The following is a 15,282-nucleotide window of genomic DNA, read 5'->3' on the forward strand; positions in this document are numbered from 1 at the left end:
GTTCTGCAGAAAGATATGAAGTAAAAATATTCTCATTTTGACTGCAAATAAAATTAATTGCTGCATTATTTTCAACAAATCAATTCGCAGCGATAAAAAATTAATCAATTTTGTTTTTATCTTTTATACCTTTGCAGAGCATGAAGAAAAAGCAGCTCATATTAAGTTTATCTTTTGCTGTAACAATATTGTTCTCGATATTGTTTCAGTCGATACACAGTTATGAGCATATTGTAAAGCAGCTTTCAGAAAAACAGTGCCATCATAATTATAATGATCCTAATGGTGAAATCACGCATCAGCACCATGATTATGACGTTTGTTTTGTTTGTCATTTTGCTTTTGAATCTTTTATTCTTCCTCAAAATTTCTCTTTTGAATTTCATTCATTTGATAAAGAAACGCCTTATTTCTTCCCATTTTCAGAGAAGATTTTTTCTATTTCAAACACTTCGTATTTCTTACGAGGGCCACCTGCGGCTATAGTTTCTTAAATTTCGATTATTCGAAAAAAATCATTTCTTTCAATTCAAATTCAAAAAACATTGAGTTTCCTAATCCTATTTTTATCAATTAGGGTCAGAATGCTTTATTGTACGTTTTTGGTTTTCATTCGAAGAAAAAATTCCATTTAACTATAGCATCATTTTCAAATGAAAAAAATTATAATTGCCCTTATTTTAGGGTTCTCGAGCGTACTTACTGCTCAAAATTCGGTTTCGGGAACTGTAACCGATAATCAAAACCAGCCATTGCCAGGAGTTTCTGTTTATGCTCCCGAATTACATAAAGGAACAACGACAGACGCAAACGGAAAATACGAATTGAATAATCTTCCAAACGGAAGCCTTCGCATTGCTTTTACTTATGTTGGATATGCCAATCAAAACAAAACAATTGCAAAATTGCTTAAGCAAAATACTCTAGACATTACTCTTGAAGAATCTATTTTAGAAATGGACGAAGTCGTAGTTTCAACACCTTTCAACAAATTGCAATCGCAAAACGTAATGAAAATTGAGCACGAAAGCATTAAAACATTACAACAAAAAGGAACTTCAACTTTGATAGAAGGTTTGGCAACAATTCCGGGAGTTTCTCAGATTTCAACGGGAACTTCTATCGGAAAACCTGTCATTCGCGGGCTAAGTGGAAACCGTGTTTTGGTTTATTCTCAAGGTGTTCGTATCGAAAATCAGCAATTTGGAGACGAACATGGTTTAGGTTTAAATGATGCTGGAATTGAAAGTGTTGAAGTTATCAAAGGTCCAGCTTCTTTATTATATGGTTCTGATGCTTTGGGAGGTGTTTTATATTTCAATCCTGAAAAATTTGCTGATGCTGGCGATTTTAAAGCTAATTTCAGTCAAAAATATTTCACCAATACTCAGGGAAGCAACTCTTCTATCGGATTAAAAACTTCTACAGACAATTGGAAATTCTTAGCTCGTGGAAGTTACAACACGCATTCTGATTACAAAATAGCTGGCGGAGACCGCGTAACCAATTCTCGTTATAACGAAACTGATTTTAAAACTGGAATTGGCTACAGTAATTCAACCTTTTCTAGTGTTTTAAGATACAACTACAACAAATTGGATATTGGAATTCCAGAAGATGGAATTGCAGAACAATCTTCAAGCAAAGACACTCAGTTTCCGAGACAAGGAATTTTCAATCATTTATTGAGTTTAAACAATGTTATCTTTTTTGAAAACTCAAAATTGGATGTTGATTTAGGCTACATCGCTAATGACAGAAGCGAATTTGAAGATAGCAATGAAGCTTCTTTACACATGAAACTGAATACTTTCAATTACAATGCAAAATACCATTTCCCTAAATTCGGAAAAATCGAAACGATTTTAGGCGTTCAAGGAATGCATCAAACCAACAAAAATTCTGGAGAAGAATATTTAATTCCAGATGCAACAACCAACGATTTTGGTGTTTTTGGAACTGCCAATTACGAATGGGACAACAGCGTTATTCAAGCCGGATTGCGTTTTGACAACCGTAATATTACTTCAATCGCTCACGGAATTGAAGGCGAAGAAGGCTATTTTCAAGCTTTAGACCGATCTTTTGATAGTTTTAATGCTTCTTTGGGGTATAAAACAAAACTGGAAGAACCGTTAACGCTTCGTTTAAATGTAGCGACAGGATTTAGAGCTCCAAACTTAGCCGAATTAACTTCAAACGGAGTTCACGAAGGAACAAATCGTTACGAAATTGGAAATGCAAATCTAAAAACAGAACAAAACGTTCAAACCGATTTAAATTTAGAATACAAAAACTCACACTTTGAATTTTTCGTAAACGGTTTCTATAACCACGTAAACAATTATATCTATACTTCGCCAACGGGAGAAGTTTTAGATGATAACGATGTTTTTGCTTATGTTCAAGATAATGCACAATTGTATGGAGGTGAAGTTGGTTTGCATTTTCACCCGCATCCATTAGATTGGTTACACTTTGAAACTAGTTTTGAAACGGTTACGGGTAAAAAAGAAAACAACGATTATCTGCCTTTGATTCCTGCAAACAATTGGAATAATACATTGAGAACTGAATTTAATATCAAAAACTGGTTAAGTGAAGGTTTTGCTTCGCTAAATGTTTCTTCAACTTTCAACCAAAATAATGTAAGCGGTTTCGAAACAGCTTCTAAAGGTTATACACTGGTAAATTTAGGTTTTGGAGGAACCGTGAAACTAGGAAAAACGGCTTTCGATATTAACTTAAACGGAAACAATTTATTTGATAAAAAATATATTGCACACCTTTCTAGATTAAAAACAGATGGTATTCCGAATATTGGAAGAAATATCGTTTTGGGAGTTAATTTCAATTTATAATTAGTTTAACCGCAAAGTACGCTAAGTTTTATTTATTAAGTAACTTTTAAAAAGAATCTCGCAAAGACGCAGAGACGCAAAGTTTTAAAAATTCTTTGCGACTTCGCGTCTTTGCGAGATTAAAAACATTGCGTACTTTGCGTTAAACATATCTCACAAAAAGCACTATTTTTGTTACAACAGATAAAAACTAACTATGAAAAAAACATTTTTATTAATGGCAATTACAACCGCAGGAATTTCGTTTGGACAAGGCAAAATGCAATATCCGCAGACTAAAAAAGGGGAAACTGTTGATGTTTACTTTGACACCAAAGTAAGCGATCCGTACCGTTGGTTAGAAGATGATAAATCTGCCGAAACTGGTGCTTGGGTAAAAGCCGAAAATGAAGTTACTTATGCTTATTTAGATAAAATTCCGTTTCGTGACGAACTTAAAAAACGAATGGAAACACTTTGGAACTACGAAAAAATAGGCGCTCCATTCAAAGAAGGAAAATTTACTTATTATTCTAAAAACAACGGTCTTCAAAATCAATCTGTAGTTTATAGAAAAGATGAAAATGGAAAAGAAGAAATTTTCTTAGATCCGAATACTTTCTCTAAAGACGGAACAACTTCTCTTGGCGGGCTTGATTTTTCTGAAGACGGAAGCAAAGCAGCTTATGCCATTTCTGAAGGTGGAAGCGACTGGAGAAAAGTGATCATCATAGATGCGCTTTCTAAGAAAGTTTTAGAAGATACTTTGGTTGATATAAAATTCAGCGGTATCTCTTGGCACGGAAATGAAGGTTTTTACTATTCTAGTTATGACAAACCAAAAGGAAGTGAATTATCTGCCAAAACAGATCAGCACAAATTATATTTCCATAAGATAGGAACTTCTCAAAAAGACGATAAAGTAATTTTTGGAGCCGACAAAAAAAGAAGATATGTAGGCGGATATGTTACTGAAGATAATCGTTACTTGGTCATTACAGCTGCTAATTCTACTTATGGTAATGAATTATACATTAAAGATCTTACTAAAGCAAATAGTCCAATTGTTACAATCGTTGATAACTTTGATAGTGACAATGGCGTCATTGACAACCAAGGAAGCAAATTGTTTATTGAAACCGATTTTAATGCTCCTAATAAACGTATTGTAACGGTTGATGCAGCAAATCCGAAGCCAGAAAACTGGAAAGATTTTATTAAAGAAACCAAAGATATTTTATCACCTTCAACTGGCGCTGGCTATTTCTTTGCCAATTACACCAAAGATGCCGTTTCATTTGTGCAACAATATGATTATAACGGAAAACTGGTTCGCGAAATTAAACTTCCTGCTGTTGGAACTGCAGGCGGATTTAGTGGTAAAAAAGCTGACAAAATTTTATACTACAGCTTTGCTAATTATACAACTCCAGGAAGTATATATTCCTTTGAACCAAAATCTGGTAAATCTGAGGTGTATCAAAAACCAAAAGTAGATTTCAAAAGCGAAGATTATGAGTCTAAACAAGTTTTCTATACTTCAAAAGACGGTACAAAAGTTCCGATGATTATTACATATAAAAAAGGAACAAAATTAGACGGTAAAAACCCAACTATTCTTTATGGTTACGGCGGATTCAATATTAGTTTAACGCCAAGTTTTAGTATTGCCAATGCGGTTTGGATGGAAAATGGAGGCGTTTATGCTGTAGCTAACTTAAGAGGCGGCGGTGAATACGGAAAAAAATGGCATGATGCTGGAACTAAACTTCAAAAGCAAAATGTATTTGATGATTTTATTGCTGCAGCAGAGTATTTAATTGCTCAGAAATATACCTCATCTGATTATTTAGCTATTCGCGGAGGATCTAACGGAGGTTTATTAGTTGGTGCAACGATGACTCAGCGTCCAGATTTAATGAAAGTGGCATTGCCAGCAGTTGGAGTTATGGATATGCTTCGTTATAATGCTTTTACAGCAGGTGCAGGATGGGCTTTTGATTACGGAACTGCTCAAGACAGCAAAGAGATGTTTGAATACTTAAAAGGATATTCTCCAGTTCACAACGTAAAACAAGGAACTCATTATCCAGCAACAATGGTTACTACTGGAGATCATGACGATCGCGTAGTTCCTGCACATAGTTTTAAATTTGCATCTGAATTACAGGAAAAACAAACGGGAGACAATCCGGTTTTAATTAGAATTGATGTTAAAGCAGGACACGGCGCAGGAAAATCTGTTGCGGCAAGCATTCAGGAGAATGTAGACATCCAGGCTTTTACACTTTACAATATGGGATTTAAAGCTTTACCTAAAAAGTAAGACTTTAAAGCCAGACTTTTTTTAGCCACGAATTCACGATTTATTTGTGAGTTCGTGGCTCTATTTTTTGCCACGAATTTCACGAATTAGCACGAATTTAATTAATGGAATTTGTAGAGTGCTTTTTTGCCACAGATTAAAAGGATTAAAATGATTTTTATTAATCTGTGAAAATCTTTTTAATCTGTGGCAAATATTATAACCACAAAGAATTAGTGGAAATTAGTGCAATTCGTGGCAAACCTTTTTTAAATTTGAAAAACTTAAAACTTAAACCATGAAAATTATAAAATGGGGAATTATTGGCTGTGGAAATGTTACTGAAGTAAAAAGCGGGCCAGCTTTCCAAAAGGCGCCAAATTCTGCTTTAGTTGCTGTGATGCGCAGAGATGCAGCTCTTGCAGAAGATTACGCCAAACGCCACAACGTTCCGAAATGGTATTCGAAAGCCGAGGATTTAATAAATGATCCAGAAGTTGATGCTGTTTACATTGCCACTCCTCCATCTTCTCATAAAGAATACACCATTTTATGTGCTAAAGCCGGAAAACCAGTTTATGTTGAGAAACCAATGGCTCTTACTTTTGAAGAGTGCAACGAAATGATCAATGCTTGTAAAGAACATAATGTTCCATTATTTGTTGCTTATTACAGAAGGGCTTTGCCTCGTTTTTTAAAAATAAAAGAAATAATCGATCAAGGAAAATTAGGAACTATAAGACATGTCAATTGTGTTTTGTATCATCCTTTTGAAGCACGTTATGATGACGAAATCAATCTTCCGTGGACTGTTTTACCACATATTTCAGGAGGTGGAATCTTTGTTGATTTAGCTTGCCATACTTTGGATTTCTTAGATTTTGTTTTAGGTCCGATAAAATCAGTTCGCGGACATGCGACTTCTCAGTTAAAAGCATATCCTGCCGAAGATGCGGTTTCGATGTCGTTCTTATTTGAAAATGGAATTCACGGATCTGGCATTTGGAATTTTGCAAGTTTTGAACGTTATGACAATACTGAAATTGTAGGTGATAAAGGAAAAATTTCATTCTCTACTTTTGGAAACGATCCAATTCATATTCAATATGCTGATGGAGAAAAAGAAACCATTACCATAGAAAATCCTCTTCACATTCAACAACCGTTTATTGAAACTGTTATTGCTGAACTTTTAGGTAATGAAAATGCTTCTCCTTCAAAAGGAGTTTCTGGTGCGAGAACCACTTGGGTTATTGATGAAGTTTTGAAAGAGTTTAGAAATTCCTAATTATCTTCATATTATAATAAAAAAAGCTTTGTCATATTTTTTTATACAACAAAGCTTTTTTTATCTTTTCAATATATTCTTACCTACGCCATTTGCCTCCACCGAGGTAAAAACCAATAGTTATCCCAAAATAGCTATTTTTTTCTTTACCGATAACATTCCCATAATAATCTTGCAAATCTGTTTTCGGAACAAAATTATATTCTGCAGTCAATCTAAATTTCCACCACTCAAAACCTGTACGAATCATTGCTCCAAAAACTGTGTTTGCTTTTGTATTGTACGAATTTCCCGCATCAAGCTGATCAGCAGTATAAAATACATTTTTAACATTATAAATCCCTAAACCTCCTCCAACAAATGGTGCAAAGGATCCGCGATCTTCTTTATTTATAGAATAATAATAATCCGACGTTGCTAAAACAGAAAAACTTGTCATTTCTGTTGTATTATATCTGTCTCTTTGCTCATCAATATAATATAAATCTTTAAACATTCCTGCTCCTTGAAGGCGAAGTCCAAGATTTAAATCATCTTCTAAATTAAATTTAGGCTCTAAACTTAATCCTCCTCCGCCTCCTTTTCCAGATCCTAAAACTAAACCACCGTCTAGGCCTACTCTAAACTTTCCCTTTTCCTGACCATGAATAAAACTTATTACACTTAAAAAAAGAACAACAAAAGTAATTTTCTTCATTAAAAAATATGTGTTAATTAATCGATGTCGAATCTATAATTTATAAAAGACATTTCATTACGGAAAGACGTAAAAAAAAGGACATTCTTTCGAATATCCTCTTTTTTTTAAACTATAAACTATAAAAAATTGGAAAAATTATAGGCTGTATTTGATACCTAATGTTAATCCTAAACCAGAAATACCAACATAAGAACTTAACTCGTCCATTGGTTTGTCTTTGTTAACGCCATTTGGATTTGTTAAAGCATTGTTTGAATTTACATCTAAACCATCTCTGTAATTAGTATGGATTTGAGCTGTAGATCTAGTAGCCAAAGCATCATTTCCGTTTACAGTAAATTCTGTTGTTTCTTTTGTTTTACCATGTACAGTAAAGTTACGGTACTCTAATTCAGCGAAAGCAGAAAGATGTGAAGTAAGTTTGTATGTCGTACCAACCGCAGCTGTAAATCCGATAGTTGGGTTTGGTTTTACTTTATCAACACTATGAACATTTCCAAAAACTGGAGCACCAGTACCTGGGTTAACTCCTACTGGAGCAACAGCGTCAGTTTTAATTTCTAAATCTCCATGAATTGGAACTAAAACCCCAACTTTAGTATATGGTTCAAATCCGTTAGATTCTCCTAAAAACATCACAATTGCAGGTGCTAAATCAAAAGCTGTAATTTGTCCAACTGATTTAAAATTGTAAATTCCTGTAGTTGCAGATGTAGGGATATATGGCTGATCAGAAGTTGTCTGTGCCATAGTTTTATCATTACTAGAATAATAATTAACCCCTAATTCAACTCCAATACGTGTTGAAAAACGGTAACCTGCAGTTATACCAGTTCTAAAACCTTGTCCAAAAGAACCTGTAATGCTTTTTTCAGAAACTAGTTTTCCTCCTACATAAGTTCTGTCTAATGCAGCATTTCCTCCAACAGTTGGAAACTCAGTTGAAGCTGTTTGGTTGAAATATGACCCTCCCAATTTAAAATACCATGTTTCTGGTTTTTCTGCTTTTTCTGTCTGCGCCATTGTTGCCATTGAGCAAACTAATAATCCTAATAAAAATAGGTTCTTTTTCATAATTTTGATTTATTGATTAGTACAAACATAGAATATTTTAACACATTCTTATGGTTTGTAAAGTTAGACTTGGAACGAAAACGTTGTAATTTTGGGCAATATTACTAAAAAAGTATTATGCATGCATATTTTTAACATAAAAATTTAACATGTGTTTAAATTTTAACTGTTAAATTTTTAGTTCAATTTAAAATTAATCTGCATTTTCTCCAATTCCTGCAATAATTCAGCTGAAATTTTAACCTTCAAACGACGGCTTGGCATACTTAGCTTCGTTACTACTTTTATTTCTTCAATCTCATTTACCTCTTGTATTTTTGCATTTCCTTCTCCCTCTTCATTTTCGTTTTCATCTTCAAAAACAGCATCATCTACTTCAAAATCGGCTGGAGTTTCTACCTCAACCAGTTTTTTTATTTTTTCTAATTCCATGATTTCAAAAGTCACAGAATTCTCTCCTTTGTTTTCAGCAAATAAATGACTCAATTTATGAATGAACTCAGGATGCAAATCTTTTATATTTAATAAAACGATTAGCTTTTTAGCGAAAGCTTCTAAAATATCTTGCAATTGACGAATCTCGACAAACTGCATTCTAGGATCCGATTTTTTTCCTGTATCATGATTGACCCAACCGTCTTTTATCATAATTTTCAAAAAGGCAAAGTTGTTTTGAATTAAGAAATGGCGGAATTTCAAATATTCTTCACCAAAAATCTTAAACTCATAACTTTCATCATAGCCTTCTAAATTGAATGCAGCCCACCCTTTTCCGTTTTTAGCTACGCGATGCTGTACGTTATTAATGATTCCGGCAAACATTAAGTTTTTCCCAACATATTCGTTCATACTTTTCAGCGATTCCAAACGAGAATTGCAGAAGTATTTCATTTCAAACCTAAAGTCATCTAGCGGATGTCCAGAAATATAGATTCCGACAACCTCTTTTTCTTTGGCCAGTTTTTCCATCGTGCTCCAGTCTTCGCACGGAGGTACAACAGGCTCTGCAATTTGGACTTCACTCGCTTCTCCAAATAAACTTACCTGAGAGGAATTTTCATTTTCCTGAAACTTCGATCCATAACGCATGGCTTTTTCGTAGAATGTAATTCCATCTCCATCATCGTGGAAATATTGTGCTCTGGTTGTTCCTTCAAACGAATCAAAACCTCCTGCAAGCGCTAAATTCTCAATTGCTTTTTTATTAGCGGCACGCAAATCAATTCGCTTCGCCAAATCAAAAATCGATTTATATCTTCCGTCTTTTCTATTCTCTACAATAGTTTCTACCGCACCAGAGCCAACTCCTTTAATCGCTCCCATTCCGAAACGAACCGCGTAATCGTCATTTACGGTAAATTTATAGTACGATTCGTTTACGTCTGGGCCTAAAACCTGTAATCCCATACGTTTACATTCTTCCATGAAGAACGAAACTTGTTTGATATCGTTCATGTTATTTGAAAGTACCGCTGCCATATATTCTGCAGGATAATGCGCTTTCAAATAAGCCGTTTGGTACGCAATCCAGGCATAACAAGTCGAGTGCGATTTGTTGAAGGCGTAACTCGCGAAGGCTTCCCAGTCTTTCCAGATTTTCTCCAGAATCTTGGCATCGTGACCTTTTGCTGCCGCTTGCTCCACGAACTTCGGCTTCATTTTATCCAGTACGTCTTTTTGCTTCTTACCCATCGCTTTACGCAAGACGTCGGCCTCACCCTTTGTAAATCCTGCCAAAGACTGAGACAAAAGCATTACCTGCTCTTGGTAAACTGTAATTCCGTAGGTTTCAGATAAATATTCGGCACAAGCATCTAAATCGTATTTGATTTCCTCGTCACCATTTTTTCTTCGAACGAAAGACGGAATATACTCCAAAGGTCCAGGACGATACAAGGCGTTCATCGCAATTAAATCTCCAAAAACTGTCGGTTTCAGATCTTTCATGTATTTCTGCATCCCAGGTGACTCGTATTGGAAGATTCCAACCGTTTCTCCTCTTTGGAAAAGTGCATACGTTTCTTCATCATCGATTGGAAAAGTATCTGGATTCAGTTCGATTCCCGTTCTGTATTTCACCAGTTTTACGGTATCTTTTATCAGCGTAAGGGTCTTCAGACCCAAGAAGTCCATTTTCAGCAATCCGGCACTTTCTGCAACCGAGTTATCGAACTGTGTTACATATAAATCGGAATCTTTAGCAGTGGTTACTGGAACATAATTCGTAATATCCGATGGGGTAATGATAACCCCACAGGCGTGAATTCCCGTATTACGCATCGATCCTTCCAGAATTTTTGCTTGCTGAATGGTTTCTCCTGCCAAATCATCTTCATTGGCAATCGCGATTAATTCTTTTACATTATCAAATTCGTCCGAACGAAGTGCTTTTTTCACCTCCTCTTCGCTCTCCGAAATAAAACGCGCCAAATTCCATTTTGACGGCATCATTCCCGGAATCAGTTTCGCAATTCTATCGGCTTCAAATAAAGGTAAATCCAATACACGAGCCGTATCACGAATTGCCGATTTGGTCGCCATTTTACCATAAGTGATAATCTGTGCTACCTGTTTTTGACCGTATTTGTTGATTACATATTCCATTACACGACCACGACCCTCGTCATCAAAGTCGATATCAATATCGGGCATCGATACACGGTCAGGATTTAGGAAACGCTCAAAAAGTAAGTCGTATTTAATCGGGTCAATATTGGTAATTCCAAGACAATACGCAACAGCCGAACCTGCTGCAGAACCACGTCCAGGTCCTACTGAAACGTCCATATTTCTAGCTTCGGCGATGAAATCCTGTACAATCAAAAAGTAACCCGGATAACCAGAGTTCGAAATTGTCATTAACTCAAAATCAAGACGCTCCTGAATCGATTCAGTAATTTCGCCATATCTTCTTTTGGCACCTTCCATAGTAAGGTGTCTCAGGTATTTATTTTCCCCGCGAACACCTCCGTCTTCTTCATCTTCAGGAACCATAAATTCATCCGGAATTTCGAATTTAGGAAGCAATACATCACGATAAAGTGAATATCCTTCAACTTTATCAATAATTTCCTGAATGTTGATAATGGCTTCTGGCAAATCGGCAAAGAGCTTTTTCATCTCGTCTTGCGACTTGAAATAATATTCCTGATTTGGAAGTCCGTAACGATAACCACGTCCACGTCCAATAGGTGTTGCCTGCTTTTCACCGTCTTTTACACAAAGTAAAATGTCGTGCGCATTGGCATCTTCTTTATTTAAATAATAAGTATTGTTGGTAGCAATTAGTTTTACATCGTGTTTTTTAGAGAACTCAATCAGGGTTTTATTGACACGATTTTCGTCTTCCTGATTGTGGCGCATTACTTCCAGATAGAAATCTTCGCCAAATTGATCTTTCCACCAAATCAAAGCTTCTTCCGCTTGATTTTCACCAATATTTAAGATTTTACTCGGAATTTCTCCGTATAAATTCCCAGACAATACCATGATATCGCCTTTGTATTGTTCAACAATCTTTCTGTCAATTCTTGGAACATAATAGAAACCGTCAGTATAAGCAATCGAAGCCATTTTGGCCAAATTGTGGTATCCAGCTTTATTTTTAGCCATTAAAACAACCTGATAACCGTTGTCTTTTTTGCTTTTATCTAAGTGATTTTCGCAGATATTAAATTCGCAACCTACAATTGGCTTTACTTCGGTTTCAGTAGGCTCTTCTCCAGCTTCAACCAAAGCTTTGTTTTTTCCAGAAGCTGCTTTATTGTGGTTCATAACAGCGCTCACGAAGTGGAATGCTCCCATCATGTTTCCGGTATCGGTCATCGCAACAGCCGGCATTCCGTTTTTAGCAGCTGCTGCTACAATATTTCCAACTCCGATAGTCGATTGAAGAACCGAAAACTGTGTATGATTATGCAAATGCGCAAATTTTGCTGCTTTAAAATCCGCTTTATCTTCTTCTGAAACAACGGTCTCTTTGCCTTCTCCCGCTAAAGCTTTGAGCTGTTCTCTGATTTTATCAGAAGCTGCTTTTAAGTTGATGTGTTTTAAACCAATTAACTTAAATGGCTCAGGATTTCTTTCTTGAAAATCTTTGAAATATTCCTTTGGAACGTCAAGTTCTTCTTTGGTAAAAACTTCTCTTCTGACCAATTCCAAGAAACAACGCGTAGTTGCCTCAACGTCGGCAGTTGCGTTGTGCGCTTCCGCGAATGGCTGATCGAAAAGATAACTGTGTAATTCGGTCAAAGTTGGAAGTTTGAATTTTCCTCCACGACCTCCCGGAAGCTGTAATAATGAAGCGGTAACTTCGGTACAAGTATCCAAAACAGGCATTGAACTCATTTGAGAATCCACTCCCATTCTATGGAATTCAGCTCCCATAATATTAACGTCGAAACCTAAATTCTGACCAACAATATATTTGGTTTTGCTTAAAGCAATATTGAATTTCTCTAAAACTTCGGCCAAAGTGATTCCATCGGCTTCCGCCAATTCGGTAGAGATTCCGTGAATACGCTCGGCATCATACGGAATATTAAAACCTTCTGGTTTTACCAAATAATCCTGATGTTCAATAAGCTGTCCCATTTCGTCATGCAACTGCCAAGCGATTTGTATACAGCGAGGCCAGTTATCTGAGTCAGTTATTGGTGCATCCCAGCGTTTTGGTAATCCGGTTGTTTCGGTATCGAATATTAAATACATAGAGTTGTGAAAAGTCAAATTTTAAAGCTCCAAATTCCAAATCCTACACATTGCAAAGCACTGACAACATGAAACATAACAAAATGTGAAATGAAAAATCGGAGGAATTCAAATTTACGCTTTTTTTTAAGTGAATGAAAAACGAAGTTATCAACAAAAGCACAATTAACATCTCAGCATTCAAAATACAAAAACAACCTAATTTGATTCTTTTTTTCTTAAAAAACTTCAATTATTCATTTTGGATACTCATTGAACCAAAATGAACACTTTTAAACTGCAGTGTAACGTGAACTTTGCTTCATCAAATTATAACAATTAAAAAATAATAATCATGAAAACAATTTTTATCACAGGAGCATCATCAGGTTTAGGAAAAGCAACAGCAAAGTTATTCCACGAAAAAGGATGGAATGTAATTGCAACAATGAGAACTCCTGAAAAGGAAACAGAACTTTCTCAATTAAAAAACGTAACGCTTTTGCCATTAGACGTTACAAATTATGAGCAGATACAAACTACAGTTCAAAAAGCAATCGAATTAAACAATATTGATGTCGTTTTTAATAACGCAGGTTATGGATTAATTGGTCCTTTGGAAAGCTTTTCAGATGATCAAATCACAAAACAGCTAAACACTAATTTATTGGGAACAATTCGCGTTACAAATGCTTTTATTCCTTATTTCAGAGAAAAAAGAAACGGATTATTTATTTCAACAACTTCTATCGGCGGATTGATTTCTTTTCCTTTAGGATCTGTTTATCACGCTACAAAATGGGGATTAGAAGGCTGGAGCGAAAGCATGGCATTTGAATTAAATCAGTTTGGAATAAACATTAAAACGGTTTCTCCAGGCGGAATTAAAACAGAATTCCTTCACGGTTCACTTGACACCGGCGTTAAACCCGAATACGAAGCCATGGCAAATAAAATGTTTGAAAATGTAGATGTAATGTTTGAAATGGCATCAACACCAGAACAAATTGCCGATGTTGTTTACGAAGCTGCAACTGATGGAAAAACCAAACTAAGATATGTTGCCGGAGAGGATGCTAAAGCGCTTTACCAACAAAGACTAGAACAAGGCGACGAAGTTTTTCGTGCTGCATTTGGCAAACAGTTTTTGGGAGCATAATTTATTCTGATACCGCTCAGGTTTTGATAATCTGAGCGGTATTAGTTTTTAATTTTTTATAACTTTATATCATGGAAAAGAAAAACAATACACCAACCAAAATTTCTTCTGTTTCACAGTTTCATACTTTATTTGATCTGCCAAAACCGTTGCATCCAATGATTAGTTTGGTTGACAATAAAATTCTGGCTGTTAAAGCAGAAACGAACAATTCTTTTTTACTAGATTTTTACAAAATATCATATAAATATTCTACTAATGGAAAAATGGGATACGGCCAGGGTTATTATGATTTCAACGAAGGTGGTTTGATGTTCACTTCTCCTAATCAATTGATTTTTACGGATAATGAAGAAGGTGCCGAATATCATGGCTATACTTTGTTTTTTCATCCGGATTTTATTCGAAATTATCCTTTAGGAAAAAACATTAAAAAATATGGCTTCTTTTCATACGATACCAATGAAGCTTTACATCTTTCTGACAGTGAAAAAACAACTATTTTAGGATTATTAAATAGCATTGAAAATGAACTTCATACGGCAATTGACGAAATAAGTCAGGATGTAATCGTGTCTTATATCGATGTTTTACTCAATTACAGTAATCGTTTTTACAAACGCCAATTCATTACAAGAAAAACGATTAGTAATGATTTATTACTTAAAGTGGAAGATACTTTAAATGATTATTTCAATAAGGCCGAAACTTTAAAAAAAGGATTGCCAACAGTCGAATTTCTAGCTTCGCAGATTAATGTTTCAAGCCATTATTTAAGCGATATGCTCCGCAATTTAACGGGGCAAAATGCACAGCAACACATTCATTCAAAATTAATTGAAAAATCAAAAGATTTTCTGATGACAACCAATCTTTCAGTTGCAGAAATTGCTTATCAATTGGGTTTTGAATATCCGCAATCGTTTAGTAAATTATTTAAAAAGAAAACGAATCTGACACCTTTGGAATTTAAAAATTCGTTGAATTAATTTTCAAAAAAACTGCCCTTAAAAAATCAGTTTTTATCTCAAAAAATCATAAAATTTCATAAAAATACCCTTCTTGGATGTCGTAGTATTTCGACCTTTTAGTGAATCTAAATAGTGTCCTAAAAACTCTTTTAAAAGCTTTAAAAAACCCAAAAAGCATCCTTTTTGCAAAAATTTCAAAACTAACAATTGTTACTATTTTTATGCATTTTGTTAGATTTTTTCAATTAAATTCTTA

The 15,282-nt window shown here is 35.0% G+C and carries 9 protein-coding genes; 6 read left to right on the forward strand and 3 right to left on the reverse strand.

Going from position 1 to position 15,282, the window contains the following annotated elements; all coding sequences use genetic code 11:
• The first annotated feature begins 140 nt into the window (after positions 1–140).
• From ABXT06_RS00800 to ABXT06_RS00815, 4 genes are all read left to right on the forward strand, one after another.
• Positions 141–494: a hypothetical protein gene (locus tag ABXT06_RS00800; RefSeq protein ID WP_354589045.1), complete on the forward strand. Its 354-nt coding sequence runs from the start codon at positions 141–143 to the stop codon at positions 492–494.
• A gap of 159 nt (positions 495–653) precedes the next feature.
• Positions 654–2,861: a TonB-dependent receptor gene (locus ABXT06_RS00805; RefSeq protein WP_354589046.1), complete on the forward strand. Its 2,208-nt coding sequence runs from the start codon at positions 654–656 to the stop codon at positions 2,859–2,861.
• 196 nt (positions 2,862–3,057) lie between these two features.
• A complete protein-coding gene (locus ABXT06_RS00810) occupies positions 3,058–5,166 on the forward strand; it encodes a prolyl oligopeptidase family serine peptidase (protein WP_354589047.1) in 2,109 nt (702 codons plus the stop codon).
• 277 nt (positions 5,167–5,443) lie between these two features.
• A complete protein-coding gene (locus tag ABXT06_RS00815) occupies positions 5,444–6,433 on the forward strand; it encodes a Gfo/Idh/MocA family protein (RefSeq protein WP_354589048.1) in 990 nt (329 codons plus the stop codon).
• A 79-nt stretch (positions 6,434–6,512) separates the two neighbouring features.
• Here the strand turns inward: ABXT06_RS00815 and ABXT06_RS00820 are convergent, their stop codons facing one another.
• The 3 genes from ABXT06_RS00820 to dnaE form a co-directional block, all read right to left on the reverse strand.
• Positions 6,513–7,130: a hypothetical protein gene (locus ABXT06_RS00820; RefSeq protein ID WP_354589049.1), complete on the reverse strand. Its 618-nt coding sequence runs from the start codon at positions 7,128–7,130 to the stop codon at positions 6,513–6,515.
• A gap of 138 nt (positions 7,131–7,268) precedes the next feature.
• Positions 7,269–8,207, reverse strand: a complete 939-nt coding sequence (locus ABXT06_RS00825) for an outer membrane beta-barrel protein (protein ID WP_354589050.1) — start codon at positions 8,205–8,207, stop codon at positions 7,269–7,271.
• A 177-nt stretch (positions 8,208–8,384) separates the two neighbouring features.
• On the reverse strand, positions 8,385–12,917 hold the full coding sequence (dnaE, locus tag ABXT06_RS00830) for a DNA polymerase III subunit alpha (RefSeq protein ID WP_354589051.1): 4,533 nt from the start codon (positions 12,915–12,917) through the stop codon (positions 8,385–8,387).
• Between the two features lie 334 nt (positions 12,918–13,251).
• On the opposite strand from dnaE, the gene ABXT06_RS00835 reads away from it, so the two are divergent.
• Entirely contained in the window at positions 13,252–14,055 is an 804-nt protein-coding gene (locus tag ABXT06_RS00835) for an SDR family oxidoreductase (RefSeq protein ID WP_354589052.1), read from the forward strand.
• Positions 14,056–14,126: 71 nt separating this feature from the next.
• Positions 14,127–15,044 carry a helix-turn-helix domain-containing protein gene (locus tag ABXT06_RS00840; protein ID WP_354589053.1) on the forward strand — a complete coding sequence of 306 codons (918 nt, stop codon included), beginning with the start codon at positions 14,127–14,129 and terminating at the stop codon, positions 15,042–15,044.
• Positions 15,045–15,282 lie beyond the last annotated feature (238 nt).

It is taken from the genome of Flavobacterium sp. UW10123, assembly GCF_040538975.1.
GTDB lineage: Bacteria > Bacteroidota > Bacteroidia > Flavobacteriales > Flavobacteriaceae > Flavobacterium.